At 42.2% G+C, this 20,380-nt stretch carries 15 protein-coding genes; 5 read left to right on the forward strand and 10 right to left on the reverse strand.

The window, feature by feature from the left end:
* Positions 1–53: 53 nt before the first annotated feature.
* The 3 genes from clpX to tig form a co-directional block, all read right to left on the reverse strand.
* Positions 54–1,397, reverse strand: a complete 1,344-nt coding sequence (clpX, locus tag P5683_RS14605) for an ATP-dependent protease ATP-binding subunit ClpX (RefSeq protein ID WP_006623564.1) — start codon at positions 1,395–1,397, stop codon at positions 54–56.
* 12 nt (positions 1,398–1,409) lie between these two features.
* On the reverse strand, positions 1,410–2,123 hold the full coding sequence (clpP, locus tag P5683_RS14610) for an ATP-dependent Clp endopeptidase proteolytic subunit ClpP (protein WP_006623565.1): 714 nt from the start codon (positions 2,121–2,123) through the stop codon (positions 1,410–1,412).
* 203 nt (positions 2,124–2,326) lie between these two features.
* Positions 2,327–3,727, reverse strand: coding sequence for a trigger factor (gene tig, locus P5683_RS14615; protein WP_006623566.1), 1,401 nt, complete (start codon positions 3,725–3,727; stop codon positions 2,327–2,329).
* A gap of 368 nt (positions 3,728–4,095) precedes the next feature.
* On the opposite strand from tig, the gene P5683_RS14620 reads away from it, so the two are divergent.
* From P5683_RS14620 to P5683_RS14640, 5 genes are all read left to right on the forward strand, one after another.
* Complete coding sequence (locus P5683_RS14620) at positions 4,096–5,112, forward strand: aspartate-semialdehyde dehydrogenase (RefSeq protein WP_006623567.1); 1,017 nt, start codon at positions 4,096–4,098, stop codon at positions 5,110–5,112.
* A gap of 69 nt (positions 5,113–5,181) precedes the next feature.
* On the forward strand, positions 5,182–6,075 hold the full coding sequence (gene dapA / locus P5683_RS14625) for a 4-hydroxy-tetrahydrodipicolinate synthase (RefSeq protein WP_190490454.1): 894 nt from the start codon (positions 5,182–5,184) through the stop codon (positions 6,073–6,075).
* Between the two features lie 133 nt (positions 6,076–6,208).
* A complete protein-coding gene (locus P5683_RS14630) occupies positions 6,209–8,107 on the forward strand; it encodes a ribonuclease J (RefSeq protein ID WP_315644925.1) in 1,899 nt (632 codons plus the stop codon).
* A gap of 291 nt (positions 8,108–8,398) precedes the next feature.
* Positions 8,399–10,909, forward strand: coding sequence for a sigma 54-interacting transcriptional regulator (locus P5683_RS14635; RefSeq protein ID WP_111892831.1), 2,511 nt, complete (start codon positions 8,399–8,401; stop codon positions 10,907–10,909).
* Between the two features lie 44 nt (positions 10,910–10,953).
* Positions 10,954–12,027, forward strand: a complete 1,074-nt coding sequence (locus P5683_RS14640; RefSeq protein WP_006623571.1) for a DUF262 domain-containing protein — start codon at positions 10,954–10,956, stop codon at positions 12,025–12,027.
* Between the two features lie 144 nt (positions 12,028–12,171).
* On the opposite strand, the gene P5683_RS14645 is transcribed toward P5683_RS14640, so the two are convergent.
* The 7 genes from P5683_RS14645 to P5683_RS14675 all read right to left on the reverse strand — a co-directional run bounded on the left by P5683_RS14645 (position 12,172) and on the right by P5683_RS14675 (position 19,849).
* Positions 12,172–13,113 carry an o-succinylbenzoate synthase gene (locus P5683_RS14645; RefSeq protein WP_006669534.1) on the reverse strand — a complete coding sequence of 314 codons (942 nt, stop codon included), beginning with the start codon at positions 13,111–13,113 and terminating at the stop codon, positions 12,172–12,174.
* A 10-nt stretch (positions 13,114–13,123) separates the two neighbouring features.
* Positions 13,124–13,882, reverse strand: coding sequence for a hypothetical protein (locus P5683_RS14650; RefSeq protein ID WP_006669532.1), 759 nt, complete (start codon positions 13,880–13,882; stop codon positions 13,124–13,126).
* Between the two features lie 3 nt (positions 13,883–13,885).
* Positions 13,886–14,743, reverse strand: coding sequence for an AAA family ATPase (locus P5683_RS14655; RefSeq protein ID WP_315640310.1), 858 nt, complete (start codon positions 14,741–14,743; stop codon positions 13,886–13,888).
* Between the two features lie 37 nt (positions 14,744–14,780).
* Positions 14,781–15,587, reverse strand: coding sequence for a 2-succinyl-6-hydroxy-2,4-cyclohexadiene-1-carboxylate synthase (gene menH, locus P5683_RS14660; RefSeq protein WP_315640309.1), 807 nt, complete (start codon positions 15,585–15,587; stop codon positions 14,781–14,783).
* Between the two features lie 18 nt (positions 15,588–15,605).
* Positions 15,606–15,794 (reverse strand): hypothetical protein, encoded by a 189-nt coding sequence (locus tag P5683_RS14665; protein ID WP_006669528.1) that lies wholly within the window; start codon positions 15,792–15,794, stop codon positions 15,606–15,608.
* A 93-nt stretch (positions 15,795–15,887) separates the two neighbouring features.
* Complete coding sequence (locus P5683_RS14670; protein ID WP_315640307.1) at positions 15,888–18,011, reverse strand: PAS domain-containing protein; 2,124 nt, start codon at positions 18,009–18,011, stop codon at positions 15,888–15,890.
* A complete protein-coding gene (locus P5683_RS14675) occupies positions 18,011–19,849 on the reverse strand; it encodes a bifunctional diguanylate cyclase/phosphodiesterase (protein WP_006623578.1) in 1,839 nt (612 codons plus the stop codon). The genes P5683_RS14670 and P5683_RS14675 overlap by 1 nt, the downstream gene beginning before the upstream one ends.
* Positions 19,850–20,380 lie beyond the last annotated feature (531 nt).

Consider the following 20,380-nt stretch of genomic DNA (forward strand, 5'->3'; position numbering starts at 1 on the left):
TATCGTCGCATTGTCAGGCAATAGCCGGATAAATGTCGCGTAAATGTATCAGATTAAGCGGATTCGGGCTTAGGCAATGAGGAAGGGTGGACGAGCAATTCAGCGGTCGATCGCTTTTCAACCATTTCCTGAGTAACCATACATCGTTTAACATCTTTACGGGAAGGCAGCTCATACATAACGTCTAGCATCAACTCTTCCACGATACCGCGCAAAGCACGAGCGCCAGTTTTACGGCGGAAGGCTTCTTGAGCGATCGCCCGAATAGCGTCAGCGTCAAACTCCAGATGCACATTATCCATACGCAGCAATTTTTGATATTGTTTAACCAAAGCGCTGCGGGGTTCCGTGAGAATTGACATCAAAGTTTTCTCATCCAGAGGATCGAGAACTGCCACCATAGGAATACGACCGATCAACTCTGGAATTAAGCCAAACTTAACCAAATCATTAGGCTCGATACCTTTGAGAGCTTCTGCATCTTTTTTGTCTTTGTCTGGGGTGACTTCTTGGCCGGAGTGGACAAAGCCCATAGACTTTTTACCGCTTCTTTGCTCAATAATTTTCTCAAGCCCTACAAAAGCGCCGCCGCAAATAAATAGGATGTTGCTAGTATCAATTTGAATGCAATCTTGATAAGGATGCTTACGACCCCCTTGGGGAGGAACATTAGCAGTAGTTCCCTCCAGCATTTTTAATAACGCTTGCTGGACACCTTCACCGGAGACATCTCTAGTAATGGAGGGGTTTTCACTCTTACGGGCAATTTTATCGATTTCATCGATATAGACAATGCCGCGCTGGGCTTCTTCCACATCAAAATCAGCCACTTGTAGGAGTCGCAGGAGGATATTTTCTACATCTTCCCCAACATAACCCGCCTCAGTGAGGGTGGTAGCGTCAGCGACCGCAAAGGGAACATCCAGCATTTTAGCGAGAGTTTCCGCCAATAGAGTTTTACCGCACCCAGTGGGACCAATTAGCAAAATATTGGATTTTTGCAGTTCGATCTGATCATCACCTTGTCTATGACCTGGGATAAAGCCTAGACGCTTGTAGTGGTTGTAAACAGCCACTGACAGGACTTTTTTGGCATCATCCTGACCAATGACATGATGATCTAGGTAGGCCTTAATTTCCCTCGGTTTAGGAATTTGATTTAAGGCGACTCGACTGGGAGTGTGGCGACGTTTAGGGCTAGGGGCTGCTTGGGGGCGGGGAGCCTGGGGAGTGGGAGGAGCTGAATTGGGGTCAAATAGCTCCTCGTCCAAAATTTCGTTACACAGTTCCACGCATTCATCGCAGATGTAGACTCCTGGCCCTGCAATTAACTTGCGAACCTGCTCCTGGGACTTGCCACAGAAGGAACACTTTAAATGGGAGTCGTACTTAGACATAATTGCCTCATTTTATGTTGCGCTAACAGATTCTCCGGGAACCGGAAGATTCTGTTTTAGGATCACATTATCTATTAGACCATATTCTTGGGCTTCAGCGGCAGACATAAAAAAGTCTCTCTCTGTATCAGCATTAATGCGCTCTATGGGTTGGCCGGTATGTTGGGCTAAGAGTGTATTCAGGGTGTGCTTGTGATAGAGAATTTCTTTGGCTTGAATTTCTATGTCTATTGCCTGTCCTTGAGCGCCTCCGAGGGGTTGGTGAATCATAATGCGAGAGCTAGGTAAGGACATCCGTTTCCCAGCGGTACCGGAAGCGAGGAGAAATGCGCCCATACTGGCGGCTAATCCATAACATATTGTCACCACATCGGGGCGAATTTGTTGCATGGTGTCGTAAATTCCCATACCTGCGGTGACTGAACCGCCAGGGGAGTTGATGTAAAGTTGGATATCTTTTTCGGGATCTTCTGATTCCAAAAACAACATTTGGGCGCTTACGGCATTGGCTACTTCATCGTCAATGGGTGTTCCCAGAAAAATAATGCGATCGCGTAGTAGACGGGAATAGAGGTCAAAAGCCCTTTCTCCCATTCCCGACTGTTCAACTACCATGGGAATGACACCCGCTGCAGATGAGTTAATAGTAACTGGTTGTGAACCACTAATTATGTGGCTGTTACGGGTGCTGCCAATGGAATCACGGGAATACTCAGAGATCATCATAAAGCGGATGGTAATTTAATCTTATGGTGGTTTTACGGTTAATGTACAGTTAATTGAAAATGTTAGGGACGGGCGCGAGGTGATTGTTGGGGGAGAAGAACAGAGCAACGGACTGAAAATTAGTGCGATCGCCTTTCTTTCCCCCACTCCATATTAGCGCTTTTCCAGAATTTTGGCACCTGAGCCCACTGGTGGTCAAATAGCTAGTCGGTAACGACTTCAGCTTCAGCGACGACCACTTCTTCTGAATCTTCTGAATCTTCTGGTTCTTCTTCCTCTGGGGTCAAAGTACCTTCAGGGACTAATTCAATGGTGGAATGTTCTTCGAGCCATTGGTAAGTCTTTTGGCTAATCAGGTCATCAGTAACCACCATGCGTAGGCGATCGAGGTTCACATCTTGGCCTTGAAGTTGCTCCATCATTTCTTCGGACTTAGCTTGAATTTCCTCCTCGGTGATAGTGATGGACTGTTGTTTAGCGACTTCTTTGATAGCCAAAGTTTCCTTGAGTTGAGCGATCGCATCAGGGCGCAGATGTTCTCGCATCCGTGGTACAGTTTCACTGTTAAACAGTTGTTTAAGGTCAATGCCCATATTACTCAACTGCATAGCCTGCTGAGTCAAGAGGCGGTCTACTTCTTCCCTAATGAGGGTTTCCGGCAATTCCACTTCCATTTCTGCCACTAAAGCCTCAGCCAAAGCCTTGTGTTTATTCGCCGTAGTTTGTTCAGCTTTTTCTTCCTGAAAACGCTTTTCTAGGGACTCCCGCAGTTCTGCCAAAGTCTCAAACTCGCTCACTTCAGCCGCAAAATCGTCGTCCAACTCTGGCAACTCTTTTTCTTTAAGTTCCAGTAGAGTAATGTTAAAAGTAGCGGGACATCCAGCCAATTCCGGTTTACCATAGTCAGCCGGAAACTCAATGTTTAACTCTTTAGTTTCCCCAGGACTCATGCCTTCAATGCCTTCGGTAAAGCCAGGGATAAACTGACCTTCCGTGAGTTCCACTTGGTAGTTATCACCTTGTCCCCCTTCAATTTCTTGGGGTTCAGTTGCTCCGGTGGGGGTAAAGTATCCCTTAAAGTCAACATAGGCTGTATCACCTTTTTGAGCGGGTCGGTTTTCCACCGGGACTAAGGTTGCCATTTTCACCCGTTCACGTTCGAGGATCTCATCAACTTGCTGCGGATCAAATTTGACCTCTTCAGCTTGGACCTGAAAATCCTGGTACTTGTTGAGTTTAACTTCTGGTTCGACATCTACAGCCGCTTTGATGGTGATGGGTTGACCAGGTTCGTACTGTTCGATCAGTTCTTCAATATTGCCAATTACTTCAAAACTGCCAATAGCCGGAATTTTCTCTTCTTCAACAATTTTTGGGAAATATTCCTGCATCAAATCATCGAGGGCCGCCGCTTTAATCCTAGAGGGTCCTAGTCGCTGCACTAGGATATGGCGGGGGACTTTGCCTTTTCGGAACCCAGGAATATTGGCAGAACGAGCATATTGGTTGATTACCTTCTCATAGGCTTTTTTGGAGATTTCTGGAGAAATTTCGATATCCAGCCCAACTTGGCTGGCGGGAAGTTTTTCCTGGGTTACTTTCATGATGTACCTTTGATGTACCTTGTTTAAGCGCGGACTAAGGAAAGCGAGCTATCTAAACTGCTGTCTGGCCCTAAAGCCTAGACTGTTTGCTTCCAGATGCTGACAGTTCGTGGTATGGTAGTGTCATTGTTTCTGTACCACGATTTTAACTCTGGAGGACTATAATTGATAGACTAGCCAATATTTGATGCTATCAGTAGATGGGTCGAAATGGGTAGCGATCGCTATTGACCGTCACATCAACTGTCGCAGTTACCGATATAATAGCCTCTAGTATAGATACAAGACTGATTAGCCTTATATATTATTAAAATTTCTGATTGATTCTCAGATGATCGATTGTCTAAAGTTCCAGGGAGGAAGTCAATTTGTCAAAATCCTATAGAGTTGCTATTTTGGGCGCGACCGGAGCCGTGGGAACCGAGTTGCTGGAATTGCTTTTGAGTCGTGATTTTCCCCTGTCAGAGTTGAAGCTATTGGCTTCTCCCCGTTCGGCGGGAAATAGTCTCCGTTTTGGAGGAGAGCAACTGACAGTAGAAGCAGTTGGCGATCGCAGTTTTGATGGGGTAGATTTGGTATTGGCTTCCGCTGGAGGATCTACTTCTAAGCAATGGGCTCACAAAGCTGTAGCAGCCGGGGCGGTTGTAGTGGACAACTCCAGTGCCTTCCGCATGGACCCCCAAGTTCCCTTGGTGGTGCCGGAAGTGAACCCAGAAGCAGTAGTTAATCATCAGGGGATTATTGCGAATCCTAACTGCACTACTATTTTGATGAATGTGGCAGTTTGGCCCCTGTATCAGGTACAACCACTGCGGCGTATAGTAGTATCTACTTATCAATCCGCTAGTGGTGCGGGAGCCAGGGCTATGGAGGAGGTGAAAACCCAAGCCAGGGCGATTTTACAGGGAGAAACTCCCCAGGCGGAAATATTCCCCTACCCCTTGGCTTTTAATCTGTTTCCCCACAACTCGCCTATCAATGATTTAGGCTATTGTGAGGAAGAGATGAAAATGATTAATGAGACGCGGAAAATTTTTGGTGATGACAAGTTGAGAGTTTCCGCGACTTGTGTACGGGTTCCCGTACTCCGGGCCCACTCCGAGGCGATTAACTTAGAGTTTGAGCAGCCTTTTGATGTGGCTAAGGCGCGGGATGTCCTGAGTCAAGCCCCAGGGGTCAAGTTGGTGGAAGACTGGCAGGCTAATTATTTCCCAATGCCTATTGATGCAACGGGCTGCGATCCGGTTTTGGTGGGTCGTATCCGCCAGGATCTTTCTCACCCCTGTGGGTTAGAATTATGGCTGTGTGGCGATCAAGTTCGCAAGGGAGCCGCTTTAAATGCAGTCCAAATTGCTGAATTATTGGTAAGTAAAGACCTTCTGTAAGTCCCCCGTGTGGGGTGGAATAACTGAGAACAAGACGGCTAACTATACGGCACAATTGACACAAAAGAAATGGTAAGTTTTGGCAGAGTAATGACGGCAATGGTAACGCCGTTTTGGGAAGATGGTAGCATTAACTATGCAGAAGCAGAGCGGCTGGCGGCTCACTTGGCGGCTAATGGCAGTGATACTCTGGTTGTGTGTGGAACCACTGGAGAGTCTCCGACTCTGACTTGGGATGAAGAACATGAGTTGTTTAAGGTGGTTCAGCAGGCTGTGGCGGGTAAGGCTAAGGTGATTGCTGGTACAGGGTCGAATTCTACCCAGGAGGCGATCGCCGCCACTCAGAAAGCCGCTAAACTGGGGGTAGATGGTTCTTTGCAGGTGGTTCCCTATTACAATAAGCCTCCCCAGGAGGGATTGTATCAACACTTTTTGGCGATCGCCTCAGCTTGTGCAGATTTGCCGATTGTGTTATATAATATTCCTGGGCGTACCGGACAAAATCTCCAGCCCGAAACCGTCGCACGTTTGGCATCGGTTCCTAATATTGTGGCTATTAAAGAGGCTAGTGGCAGCCTAGACCAAGCTAGTCAAATTAGGCAGTTGACACCTAAAGAGTTTCAGATATATTCTGGGGATGATTCCCTGACTTTGCCACTGTTAGCAGTGGGCGGGACTGGGGTGGTGAGCGTAGCGAGTCACCTGGTAGGGAAGCAAATTCAAGATATGATCCAGATGTTTGAAGCGGGTCGGGTGCAGGAAGCAACGGAAATTCATATCAAACTCTTCGGTTTGTTTAAAACGTTGTTTATCACTACTAATCCTATTCCGATTAAAGCGGCTCTGAAATTGTTGGGCTGGAATGTGGGTCTGAGTCGGTCTCCTATGTGTGAACCATCCCCGGAAGTGATTGAAAAGGTAAAGGGAGTTTTGGGAGAATTGGGTTTGATGGAAACTCGGTAAATCGGGGTTTCAGACAATTGAATAGCTGTGATGATTCCTAGGTGTTGATTGCTAGTCAATTGATACTTATAAAAGGTTGTTGAAACCGGGAAAAATCAACCATGGAAAACTAAGTAATTAATGAGGTATCATTATGTCAAGCAACGGCAAATCTTACACCAGAACTAGACCTTCTGCTAGGTCAGTGAAAATTACCAAAAAGTTGGATAATTTACCCAAAAATAGGGAAAAAACCCCGGAAGATAACTCTCCGAAATTGAAAATAATTCCCCTGGGTGGACTCCACGAAATTGGCAAAAATACCTGTGTATTTGAGTATGAAGATGAAATCATCATCCTAGATGCTGGTTTAGCCTTCCCAACCGATGGAATGCACGGGGTAAATATAGTTTTACCAGATGTCACCTACCTACGGGAAAATCGGGATAAAATTAAGGGTATGATTGTCACCCACGGTCACGAAGACCATATCGGTGGGATTGCTTTTCACCTGAAACAGTTTGATATTCCCGTGATTTATGGTCCGAGATTAGCCATGGCTCTGCTTCATGGTAAACTAGAAGAGGCGGGGGTGAGCGATCGCACTGAATTAAGAACAGTAAGACCTCGCGATATAGTGCGTATTGGCAAAAACTTCCTGGTGGAATATATCCGCAATACTCACTCAATCGCTGATAGTTTTACCGTAGCAATTAATACCCCAGTGGGAGTAGTTATCCACACGGGAGACTTTAAGGTGGATCATACCCCCGTTGATGGCGAATTTTTCGATTTTCAGCGGTTGGCTGAATATGGGGAAAAAGGGGTTCACTGTCTGCTGAGTGATTCGACTAACGCGGAAGTGCCTGGGTTTACTCCCTCGGAGGCTTCCGTTTATCCGAATCTGGAAAGAATTATTGCGACCGCTTCTGGACGGGTGTTGGTGACGACTTTCGCTTCGTCCGTTCACCGGGTAAATATTATTCTGAGTATTGCTCAAAAATTAGGGCGCTCTGTGGCTGTGGTAGGGCGATCGATGTTAAATGTCATCGCTCATTCTCGGAATTTAGGTTATATAAAATGTCCTGATAATCTGTTTATTCCTCTCAATGCTATTCGCAGTTTACCTGACGAAAAAGTGTTGATTTTAACCACAGGTTCCCAGGGTGAACCCTTGGCGGCGATGACCAGAATTGCTAATGGCGCTCACCGACAAATTAGCATTAAACAAGGGGATACAATTATCTTTTCTGCTAACCCAATTCCCGGAAATACCATTGCGGTTGTCAATACTATTGATAAGTTGATGATGCAGGGTGCTAATGTGGTTTATGGCCGCCATCATGGTATTCATGTTTCCGGTCATGGTTGTCAGGAAGACCATAAACTGATGTTGGCGTTGACTCGTCCTAAGTTTTTTGTTCCTGTACATGGTGAACATCGGATGTTAGTACAACACAGCAAAACCGCTCAAAGTATGGGTATTCCACGGGAAAATATGGTGATTATCAATAACGGTGATGTGGTGGAGTTGACCGAAAATTCCATTCGCGTTGGTGGTAAAGTTCCTTCTGGTATTGAGCCGGTCGATTCCTCCCGCACTGGGTTTGTGCGTGATGATGTCCTGAAAGAACGCCAACAGTTGGCTGAAGATGGCTTAATTACTGTAGCGGTCGCTGTTAGTGATGAGGGTAAACTTTTGGCTATTCCTGAAACTCACCTGAAAGGGGTGGTGATGACTGCTGATCAGGCTACCTTTAAACAACAGATTGTTAAGGTGATTGAGGCGACTTTAAGCGATCGCTGGTCTGAGTTTAGCCGCTCCTTTGGTAATGGCGAAGGTAATCAAATTGATTGGGTGGGGGTACGCACCGAGATTGAAAGAGCGATCGCTCGTTTGTTGCGGCGTGAGTTACAAAGCAATCCTCTGTTAGTGGTGTTAATGCAAACTCCCGAAGAAAGTCCTGATTCTACCGCTTCTTCTACTACGGAAACTCCTCAGCCAGCTACCGGACGCAGAAGACCTCGCACAGCCGCTCGTGTCGCTTCCTAATTGACTGGAAAAGTTGCCATAAGTGAGCGGGTTTAGCAGTTTCAGATTTAACACTGGTCGCTGCTATCCCGCTCCGGCTTTGCTTAACCGTCAGACTCTCAAGTGTGTTAGTTTTTTTGCTGGCTGAAAAATACGGCAGTCAGAATAATTAACCCTAGTAATGCGAGGGGAACTAACAGAGATAAAATAGGCGTATTAGTTGACATGATTTTGTCTGAATTATGGATTCTGTCTTAATCTGTGTTATAATGTAGGGTAACTTTTTCGGTGAAAGTTATCCAGGGGGAAAGCGTGAATCAAACTGATCTGGTGCAATGGTTGCAGGAAAGAACTGCACTGAGCCTCCTGGATGATGAAATATTACAGGCGATCGCACCTCAACTGGAAGAACGCACCATTCCTATAAATACCGTCGTGGTGACTAAAGGAACTTCCCCAGATCGGCTTTATATTTTGCGATCGGGTGATTTGGAAAACTCAGACGCACCCAAGGCCGATCAGTATTTACCAGGAATGGCTATTAATCTGCAATCGTTACTGTTAAATAATCCAGTTCAACAAACATTAATTACCCGGACAGATTGTCAATTTTGGGTGATGAAGGCTGGAGACTTGCAAAAGTTGGTAGAAGCCTATCCAGAAATCAATCAAGCCTTTTCTCAGCAACTAGCCGAAGAAGTAGAGGAACTTTCCGCTCAATTGGTTTATGAGCAGGAAAGGTTAGCCATTTTACAACCCTATTTAATTCCGAGAGCGCGGCGGGGAATTGTCGGAAAAAGTCGTTATGCGGTGAGGTTGCGATCGCAAATTAAAGAGGCTTCTAAAAATCGTAAATCCGTCCTAATTTTTGGGGAACCAGGAATCGAAAAAGACAACTTAGCAGCTTTGATTCATTTTGGGTCTGATGACCGCCGAGAACCAGTAATTCAAGTAAATTGTTCTAAACTCCAAACCAGTGGCGCAGATTTATTCGGACGGACAGGGGGAAAATCTGGGTTAATTGAAGCCTTGGGAAAGGGAACTTTAATATTTAATAATATCCAAGAATTACCCCCAGAATTAATCCCCGCCATCTCAAATTTATTAGAACTAGGAACTTATATTCCGGTCAGTAAAGGGGCCGCTGAAACCGTCAATGCTAAAGTTTCTCAAGCTCGGATAATCATTATATCAGAAAAGATGGTCGCTAAGATTGAAACCTTAGTCGAAACCGTCATTAAAGTGCCACCTTTGAGGGTAAGAAAATCTGATATTGGCGATTGGGTTAATTATAATATTAGCCTAATTTGTCGGAATAAAGGTATTAACCGAGTCCAGATGACCCCGGAAGCCTTGCGACGACTACAAGCCTATGATTTTCCCAATAATTTGCGGGAATTACGAAACCTCGTAGAAAGAGCGATCGTTCAACTTCAAGGCTGTACAGAAATCACCGAAGAAATTATTTGGCCGTCTCAAACTAAAAAGCAGCAATTCCGAGTTAATTTATTAAATACCTATCCGAAATTCCGCAAATTTCTCAGAAGTCCCTGGTGGCCGGATCGGATTAATTATGGCTTTACTGTAGCTGTTTTTGCCGCCGTCGTGGCGATTTTATTCCTCGGTCCTCAAACGCGATCGCAAAATTTCGCTCTCAACCTATTTTGGGCCTGGTGGTGGCCATTAGTTTTGTTAATCTTCCCATTTTTAGGTCGCGTATGGTGTGCAGTTTGTCCCTTTATGATTTACGGAGAAATCACCCAAAAACTATCTCTCTGGCTGTTTCCGCGTCAATTAAAAAAATGGCCGAGACAGTCAGCCGAAAAGTGGGGAGGGTGGTTTTTATTCGGTTTATTCACCCTAATTTTACTCTGGGAAGAATTGTGGGATTTACCAAATACCGCCTATTTATCAGCTTGTTTATTGCTACTCATTACCGCCGGAGCCATGATTTTTTCAGCTATTTTTGAAAGGCGTTTTTGGTGTCGTTATCTCTGTCCCATTGGCGGTATGAATGGGATGTTTGCCAAATTAGCCATCACCGAATTACGCGCACAGCAGGGAACCTGTTCAGCCGAATGCAACACCTACCAATGCTATAAAGGAGGACCCCCAAAAGGCGAAGGAATGGAAACAGGCGGATGTCCTTTATATTCTCACCCAGCACAATTAGAAGATAATCGAGATTGCGTATTGTGTATGACCTGTTTAAAAGCCTGTCCTCATCGTTCAGTCGAGGTCAATTTGCGACCCCCAGGAATTGAATTATGGACTACTCATATACCTCGCACCTATGAAGTAGCTTTGCTATTTTTATTATTAAATGCCGTATTTTTGCATCATTTACCCCAACTAGAACAGTATTTTAATTTTAGCCTAAATTTAGATAATTTCTGGATACATTTAAGCCTGTCAACCGTAGTCTTAGCTTTACCTGCTATAATTCCCGGTTTCGCTTATCTGATTTATCGTTTAATTTCCCCAAGAAAGCCTCGTAAATTTATCGAGTTAGCTTATGGTTTACTTCCCTTTGTGTTAGCCATTAATTTGGCTCATTATCTACGGCTAGGGTTAGCAGAAGGTGGCAGAATTTTACCAGTTACCCTTGCTACTTTTGGCTTAGATGGTTCCAGTCTCCCCGTTTGGGTTGCTCATCCAGCCGTCATTGAGTTTTTACAGGGAACCACCTTATTATCCGGGATATTAATCGCCATTTTACTCACACAAAAAATTGCTCGCCAACCTATCAAAACCTTATTACCTCAACATTTAGCCACCATTATTTTAGGTTTCATCTCATGGAAAATAGTGGTAGGATTTTAGCATATTAATAACTTCTACTACACCAAATATCTAACTAATTATATATGCCAAAAACCGCACCCCAAAATTTAGAAGATAGTGATGAAGAACTACTTACTTTTAAGTATTCAATAACCAGTTATGGTGCTGATTATCCGGTTGATAGTTTAGTTAAACGGATGAAAAATGGCAGCATATATGTACCACAATTTCAACGAGGATATGTCTGGGACCATAGAGAAGCATCTCGTTTTATTGAGTCCCTATTATTGGGTCTACCAGTACCGGGAATTTTTCTCGCTAAAGAACAAGATACTCAAAAACTTCTAGTTATTGATGGTCAACAAAGGTTAAAGACTATTCAATATTTTTATGATGGGGTTTTTGAACCTAATCAAAGGGAATTTTCCTTAACCAAAGTCGCTGATGAGTTTGACGGATTAACTTATCAAACTCTGTCAGAAGAGGATAGACGTAGACTCGATGATTCAATTATACCTGCTACCATTGTTAAACAGGATGAACCCTCAGATGATAATAGCAGTATTTACTATATTTTTGAGCGACTTAATACCGGTGGTCAACAATTAAAACCTCAAGAAATTCGCGCCTGTATCTATCACGGAGAGTTTAATAATTTATTAGCAGAACTTAATTATCATCAGTGTTGGCGAGATATATATGGTTCCCCAAAACCTGATAAACGTATGCGAGATCAGGAAATGATTTTGCGTTTTCTGGCTCTCTATTTTGAGGGTGATAACTATCAAAAACCTATGAAAGGCTTTTTAAATCAGTTTCTGGGTCAAAATCGCTATTTGAAGAAGTATGATAAATCAGCAATCCAACTGGTTTTTATTCGCACTATTGAAACTGCTTATGAAGTTTGGGGAGGTCGAGCTTTTAAACCGAAAAATCAGATTAATGCAGCAGTTTTTGACTGTATTATGGTGGGTTTAGCTCGTCGATTAGAAAAAGGGTTGATTAATGATAAAGAATCACTCAATACTAATTATCAACATCTTTTAAAGAGTCAAAATTTCCTAGATGTAACTGTCAATAGTTCGCGTACTACTGAGAAATCTATTGTGCAAAGTCGCCTCAGTCAAGCTATCAATGCTTTTGAAAATGTACAATGAAAAATGTAAAATGCGTTATAAACAGCAGTAATAATTAGAGTATATTATCAAAATGCAGTTAAACTTGTTGATATGCTTGAGGAATTGTGTGAGGGTAAATCTGTTTAAAATGTGATCATTATGGGATGATTAATCATTTCTTAGTTAATCAGTATCGACAAACCAGTGATTAATACCAAATCCTACCGCGCGATTAGATTGACATAATTCTGCGGCTAATTTTAGTGACGCTTTTTGACCTATTTCGGTTTCAAATACTGAAGAAAATACCCCATCAATCCCTAAGCTATGATATAATTTCCTTAACTGCTTTGGAGAACCTACTATAGCTGGTTTAATCACAAAAATACCTCGCCAACCTTGTTGATAACATTGGTTGATTTGGGTGAGGGTCGCTACAGATTCATCTAAGGCTATGGGGGTTAAATGACCCTTAGTTAAGGCTAACATTCCCTCTAACTCATTAACACCTAGGGGTTGCTCTAAAAACTCTATTTTAAAGCTAGTATCCCCCAGGTTTATTCTATCACAAATATCTAACCAGCGATCGCCTTCCGAAAAATTTAACCCACCATTCGCATCGAGTCGCAGCGATAACCCTTGAATTTCACTCATTTGGCTGGCTAATATCTGCAACCAATTCAACTCATTATCAATACTATCAACCCCAATTTTCCACTTGAGAGTTTTATATCCCCTATTAACTAAATCTTCCCAACCAGATAAAGCCGCTTTTCCTGTGGGAAGCAGTCCACTATTTTCTAGCTTAGGTATTTCCTTATCATTTCCCTGTAATTCAGTGAAAGCAGACTCCAAACCAAACTGACAAGCTGGGAGACTCATAGGAATCGAAAAAATCAGATTTTCTGTAATTATCCCAGGTAGACTTTCACAAAAATCCATAGCCTCCCTGACAGTTTCCGACCCAAACCAACTAAGAGGCGCAATTTCTCCCCAGCCAACTTTACCCCTTTCGTCCATTAACTCAATAATAATCCCTTCCCTAACCTCCCAGAGTCCGTGATGAGTTTTTAAAGGCTGTTTAAATTTACGGGAGTATTTATTAAAGTTAAATTTAATAGTCATTGAATTGCATTTAACTAGACCAAGCATCAATAATTTTAATCATCGTTTTGTCCGCTAAACCCTTAACACTAGCAATCACTTGTTGATAATTGGTGAATTTACCCAGTTTTTCCCTGGCTTCAAAAATGCCTTTAGCTAGGTTGTTAGCATTACTAATATTAGACCTATTCAATCGCCTAAATAACTCCTCTTGAGTCAAACTATTGAATAAATCGAGGGGGTTAATAATGGGTTGATTTGGCGATTCTGACTCTCTCATTGAGGAAGGTTGGGCAGATTCTATGGCTTTAAATCGCCGTTCATTTTGTTGTTGATAATCCCTCAATTCCTGCTGAATTTGAATCACATAGTTTTCTAGTCGTTGTTCAAGATTATTTAACCGAGACTCTAAATTAGGAGATGGAGATGTGGTTAATGTTAGGGTTTCCCCTATCTGATTATTTATCAAACTAGGAGTTACCGTAAAACTCTCAATTAACTCGACCTGTTTTAATACCTTAGCCTCATGTTTCTCAGCAATCACAAAAGCATTAACCATCTCAGCTTCGCGGGGGTCTTTTTCCCTAGCCTTGACCGCCGCATAATATTCTAAATCCCCTGAAATAACTTGATAACTTTCTAACCCTTGCATTTTCAGGATTAAGGGTTTGATAATTCCCCCACATTCTAAAATGTTATCGGCTAACTCCTCTAATTCAGATTCCGAAAAATTAGACCGAGGGACATTGGAATTAATGCTTTTAACATCCACTAAGAAAAATCTGATCATGATTTATTTACCTAACTTTTCTAAAACTTCCTCTGTTAACTGTACAAATTCCATCGCCGCTGGTGAATCTGGCGCAAATTCTAGCACAGATTTGGGGTCTGGTATCTCTAAATCTCCCATAGTTATAGTCTGGTTGGTACATTGAGACAAAACTGTTCTTTCAAAGATTATGCTATTCATAATCGGTAAATTATGGGAATTTAACAGGGATTCTTTTTGCTTGGGAAAGACATAATTTAAAAATTTAGAGTTGGTGGATATTTTGGATGGCAATATTCCCAAAATCGCTAAATTATTTTTACCAATTAAAGTGCGAAATTCATCAATTTGACTAATAAACTCCAAGACGGTAGGTAATCCTTGATTAGCAAAGGGTTTTAAGTCTGATGGGATGATTAAATAATCCGCCGCAATTAAAGCCATTTCTGCATAAATATCCCGCGAGGGAGGAGTATCAATAATCACAATATCATAATCTTCTTCGACTCGTTTTAGCTTGATGACTAAACGGGTTTTATAAGATACAATCTGGTTGAGTTTATACTGCTTTTCAATTAAGTTAATATGGGAAGGTATGACATCAATTTCTGGCTGATTAAATCCGTCGGTTTTTCTGACGACATCGGGAATAAAGTAATAATCACCTGATTCGATAACATGGGAAACATTGCGATCTCTTAAATCATCATCTTCCACAAATAAAAATTTCATTAAGCCAGTCGCAAAGGTAGAGTTGGCTTGAGAGTCTAAATCGATAAGTAGTATTTTGTGACCTTGTTTTTGTAAACTGGCGGCTAGGTTAATGGCGATGGTGGTTTTACCTACTCCACCTTTATTATGGTAAATAGCAATAGTTTTCATACCTGGTTATTTAAGGCTTTGTTAAAAATTATCATATTTAGACAATAAAATCAAGGATTAAGTCTCCCCAAATTCTGGGATTTTCGGCGTGGATGTTATGACCACAGCCGGGAACTATGATCATGGTTGCGAAGGTACATAAATCCGTAATTTCTCGGTTGATTTGTTGAAATTTATGGTCAAATTCTCCCACCAATAATAGTAAAGGTATCTGATTTTGAGATAACTTATCCCAGAGTGGTGGCTGGTTTCCGGTTCCCGAATTAATGAGAATTTTAGCTAATTGATTGGGGTTATTTTGGAGTCGATCGCCTATAATTTTATCAAAAATGGGCGAGTTTTTCAAGGATGTAAATAGGGGTAAACTATACCACCAGTTGAGGAAGTCTTCAAAAGGGATATTTTGTAACTGATCGGCTATTTTATCATCTGATAAACGTCGCTGCGATCGCTCAATTTCCGTTTTCAGTCCCGGCGATGCTGATTCCAGAATTGCTTGCTTAAATCGTGTAGGATAGTGTAAAATCAAATAGAGTCCTAAACGACCTCCCATAGAATATCCAACCAGGACACAATTATCAATTTTCAGGTAATCCAAAAGACCAATTAAACCGGAGGCGATCGCTGGCATTTTATAGGCTTCATCTCCTGCTAATACCTGAGTTTTTCCTTGTCCTGGTAAATCAATAGTTAAGCAGCAGAAATCATCAGGAAGGGAGGATATAGCCAGGTCAAAGTCTCGGCAATTTCCCATAAAGCCATGTAATAGCAAAATTATAGGCTGAGTGCGATCGCCTTTTAATTCACCATAAAAACTATAACACCCCACCCGCCATTGTGGCATTTAATGCACTCCTATTTATTAGTCAAACACCCAATGCAAAAATGGAACCGCCGCCGCACAAAAAGCCATAAACCCAAATAACCCCCCCAGCATTCCATACAGCAAAAATTGGTCGCCGCGATCCTTAGCCAATTTGACAATCACGTAACTGTAGCCATAGCAAACCAGGAAGAAAAGAACAATAAAGCCAGTGAAGTAATATTGCATAACCAAATCATGTCTAAAAAGCCTAATTGTCCATTATAGGAAAATTATGGTCAATCGCCTAAAATTTCACAAAAATTTAGTATTTCCCAGAGATTAATGAGTAACAGGCGTTTGCTGTTCAGGTATACTGAGGGTGATCACAAATTCTGTGCCGCCACCTACCTGGGAATTACACTGCAACTTTCCGCCGTGATTTTCGACTACAATTTGATGAGAAATAGACAATCCCAAACCCGTCCCCTGACCCACAGGCTTAGTAGTAAAAAAGGGATTAAAAATCTGTCTTTGGATCGATTCAGGAATTCCCGGACCATTATCAGCAATTTTAATAACAACCGAGTCTAGCTGGTCTGGAGATTTAGCTTTTTCCACTGTAGTTTTGATGGTAATTATCCGAGGGTCTGGTTGAGTGGCTAATGCATCGATCGCATTAGCCAATATATTCATAAATACCTGATTCAATTGACTAGGATAGCATTCCAACTTAGGTAATTCGCCATAATCTTTAATCATTTTAATTTCACAACCGTGGTGCATTTTCATGCGACCTTGTAAAATCAGTAAAGTGCTTTCGATACCCTCATGTAAATCTACAGCCTTGCGGGTAGCTTCATCGAGGCGAGAAAAGTTTCTTAAAGAGACAACAATATCTTGAATTCGGGTAGTTCCCAACTTCATTGAATCCAAAGCATTAGGTAAATCATCAAGCATAAATTTCAAATCTACTTCCTTAGCAAAATCGATAATTTCTTCCCTAGGTTTTGGGTAGTTTTTATGATATAATTTCACCAGTTCAATTAAATCTTTAATGCAGGTTTCTAGGTGCATTAAATTTCCATGTATAAACGCCAAAGGATTATTAATTTCATGAGCCACCCCTGCGACCATTTGTCCTAAACCGGACATTTTCTCAGCCTGAATTAATTGTGCTTGGGTGCGTTTTAATTCTTGTAGAGTTTTGGCTAACTCGATCGCTTTCTGGCGTTGTTGTATTTGTTCCAGTCTAAGGCTAACTTCCATAGCTTTGCGATCGCTAATATCCCTAACAATAGCCAATACCTGATCCTCACCACTAGGGACATAACGCGCCTCATAATGGTGATATCTACCCGAAACCGATAGCACATATTCTCCCTGCTGAATTTGTCCAGTGTTGAGGGTTTGAGTCAAATAATGGCGCGTCCATTCAGCCAAATCTTGAGAAAAAACCGCATCAATTTTCTGTCCCACAATATGGGTTGGTAAACCGGGATTGGGGCAATTTTTAGGCGGGAAGTAGTCAAGAATTATCCCCTGAGAATTTATCCTAAATATCAAATCAGGAATAGCCTCAATCAAGCTGCGATTTCTCGCTTCACTTTCTCGCCAAGCCGAGGCTATTTTTTGACGTTCAGTGATATCACTTTCCACAGCAATAAACTTAGTCAAATTTCCCAATTTATCAAAAATAGGATTGATACTTATCGACAACCAATAAGATTCTCCATTGCGTCTATAGTTAAGAATTTCTCCTTGATAAGGTTGATGTTGTTGGAGTGCTTTAGCAATCTCGCAGACGGTATCTGGGTTAGTGTCGGAACCTGGCAAAAACGAACCAGACTGGCGACCTCGTACCTCATCAAAGAAATATCCGGTAATAGTTACAAATCCGGTATTAACCCACTCAATATAGCCATCACAATCACAGATAATTACAGCATTATCAGTCTGAGTCGCCACCCAGGACAACTGAAGCAGTTGTTCTTCTATCTGAGGTCTAGTTTCATCTTTATTGGTAATTACCCAATAGCGAGAAGGAGATAATCCCGATGGTGCTTCCACAGGAACAATAGTTGTTTTTAGCAAAATATGTTGTCCGTTAGCAATATGTTGTTGAATTTCTCCTTCCCAAATCTTACCCTGATTGACAACTGACCATAATTGCTCCCAAAAATTAGGGGAATAATAAGGGGAGTCAAACAAGGGGTGAGGGTGATTAATCACCTGTTCCCAAGACTTACCCCACATTTCAATAAAGGGTAGGTTAGCATCTAAAACCGTCCCATGTTTATCAATCATACTAACCGGGTTAGTGCGATCGATAATGGTTCGCAGTTCCCCATATTCTTGCTGAGTTTGACGAAGTTCATTTTTGAGTTGACGTAACTCAGCGATCGCCGTTTGATAGGCGTTTAATAAATCTTCAGGATAGTTGTTAACAATTAATTCAGCGGTCATTAGCACTCCAGGGGGTAAATCAGGTTTTGGTTAAGAACTTCTTGGAAAATTTTTGACGCTATAGGTTGAGCCATCAAAAACCCTTGAGCCAATTCGCATCCCCAAGATTTGAGTTGGCAAAATTGTTCTAAGTTTTCAATCCCTTCCGCAATAGTTTCCATTCCCAGGGACTGAGCCAGCTTCACAATAGCATAGGCGATTTTAGTTTGATGTTCCGAAGCACTCATCCCCTGAATAAAAGAGCGGTCTATTTTCAGGGTATCAATAGGAAAACATGAGAGACGACTAAGGGAGGAATGTCCGGTTCCGAAGTCATCTATACATAATCTAATCCCCAAATCTTTAATTTTTCGGAGAGTAGTAACCGCCACTTCTGTCGATTCAGCGATCGCCGTTTCTGTCAGTTCAAACCTAATCAATTCAGGAGAGCATTTAGTGGCTTCTAATATCTCCTTAATTTTTTCGACAATTCCCTGATTTATTAGTTGTTTGGTCGATAAATTAACGCTCAAAAATGGCGGTGCGTCTTGATAAATACATTCCCATTGTTTAGCCTGAATACAAGCCTGTTCAATTACCCAATCTCCCATCTTAACAATTAACCCAGTTTCTTCAGCCATAGGAATAAATTGCTCTGGAGAAATCAAACCCAAAGTCCCATGTTCCCACCTAAGCAGGACTTCACAACCCACAATCCGATTAGTTTTCATCGAGATAATTGGCTGATAGTTAAGTAGCAATTCCTCACGTTTGAGAGCATAACGCAGATCCGTTTCTAGCTGTAGTTGCTGTCGGACTCGGTGGTGCATCGCTTGGGTAAAAATTGCATAACTTCCCTTCCCTCGGTCTTTGGCTCTATATAAGGCTGTATCAGCATCGCGGAGCATATCTGCACTGCAATTATACCCCATACTACTCAGAGCGATACCAATACTAAGACTGGTAACAGTTTCTAGGTGGTCTTCCCCCAAAATAATGGGTTTTTTGATGGTCTGTTGAATTTTATTAGTTAGTTGAGAAATTTCCGACAGGTCTTGAATATCATCAATTATAATAGCAAACTCATCTCCTCCCCACCGAGATAGAATATCTTGGGGACGGATACAGCTTTGTAGACGATCGCCAATTTCAATCAGTAGTTGATCTCCGGCTTGATGTCCAAAACTATCATTAATCAATTTGAAGCGATCGACGTCCATAAACAGCAGACCAAACAAATAGTCTTGACAGTTTTGTGTACGGTCTATCGCTTTCTGAAGTTCAGTTATAAAGTAACCTCGGTTATATAGACCCGTTAGGCTATCATGGTTAGCCTCGTAGATTAGGCGATTATGTTGATTTTGGCGTTCAGTCACATCTCTTTGAATAGCTAAATAGTGTGTTATCTGTTGGCGATCGTTATATATAGGTTCAATATGCCACTCATTGACAAATTCGCTTCCATCCTTGCGATAGTTAATCGTCTGACCATAAAACACCCCTCCATCTTTAAGATCCAGTTTCATCCTTTCCAAAATCGTGCGATCTGTTTTTTCCCCTTGCAAAATTCTAGGAGTTCGACCGATCGCCTCTGTGGGACCATAACCAGTCATTCTAGTAAATGCCTTATTGACAAACACAATTGCAGGTCCAGGAAATTCCAGATTAGCCGTAGTGATGACCACAGAATCATCAGCACAGCAAACCGCTGTTGCCAACAACTTCAAGTGTTCTATCATCTCTACACTTAAACCATGTGCCGAATCATTCTCACTACAAGAATTACCCCTCGCCACGATACTCTCATCAATATTGATTGGAGGAACTAACTGCCTCCTATAGGCATCCAAATCATTCATAGCCACTAATTTTGTTCCGTAAACGACGACTGACCGAACCCTGTAACGTTTCTCGGTTCAGCTAGACCCAATTAGCAGACCCCTAGGATGAGCCAGGTTCCGAGATGCAATAGGTGTATGAGAAGCTACTCTTGGTGATTTTACACCAAATCTTAAAAAAATACTAAGATTGGGGTTTCCGAATTATTTATGTGATACCTGCACAGTGGCATTATGGGACTCAGTTTTAGATAGAATTGTATACCCAAATTTCCATCGCACTGTATACCCAAAGACAGACTTTCAGGATTTCTCAGACAATGGGAAAATTAACTGACGAGGCCTTCCGGGAGCGATAGGTCTCGCCCTCTACCCGAAGCGGGTCGCTGCTATATGCAGTCCGCGTGCCTCCCAGAGAAGAAACCCAGCTTCTATCCTATCTTCAAACTTTGAACAATAAAAAGCCCCGCCTAGACAATTAATCAGCGGGGCCTGCTATAAAGCAAATTAGCCAAGCTACTGGACTCCTACAATCCCGCGTGATTAAGTCTC

Source organism: Limnospira sp. PMC 1279.21, from assembly GCF_032349615.1.
Classification (GTDB): Bacteria; Cyanobacteriota; Cyanobacteriia; order Cyanobacteriales; family Microcoleaceae; genus Limnospira; species Limnospira fusiformis.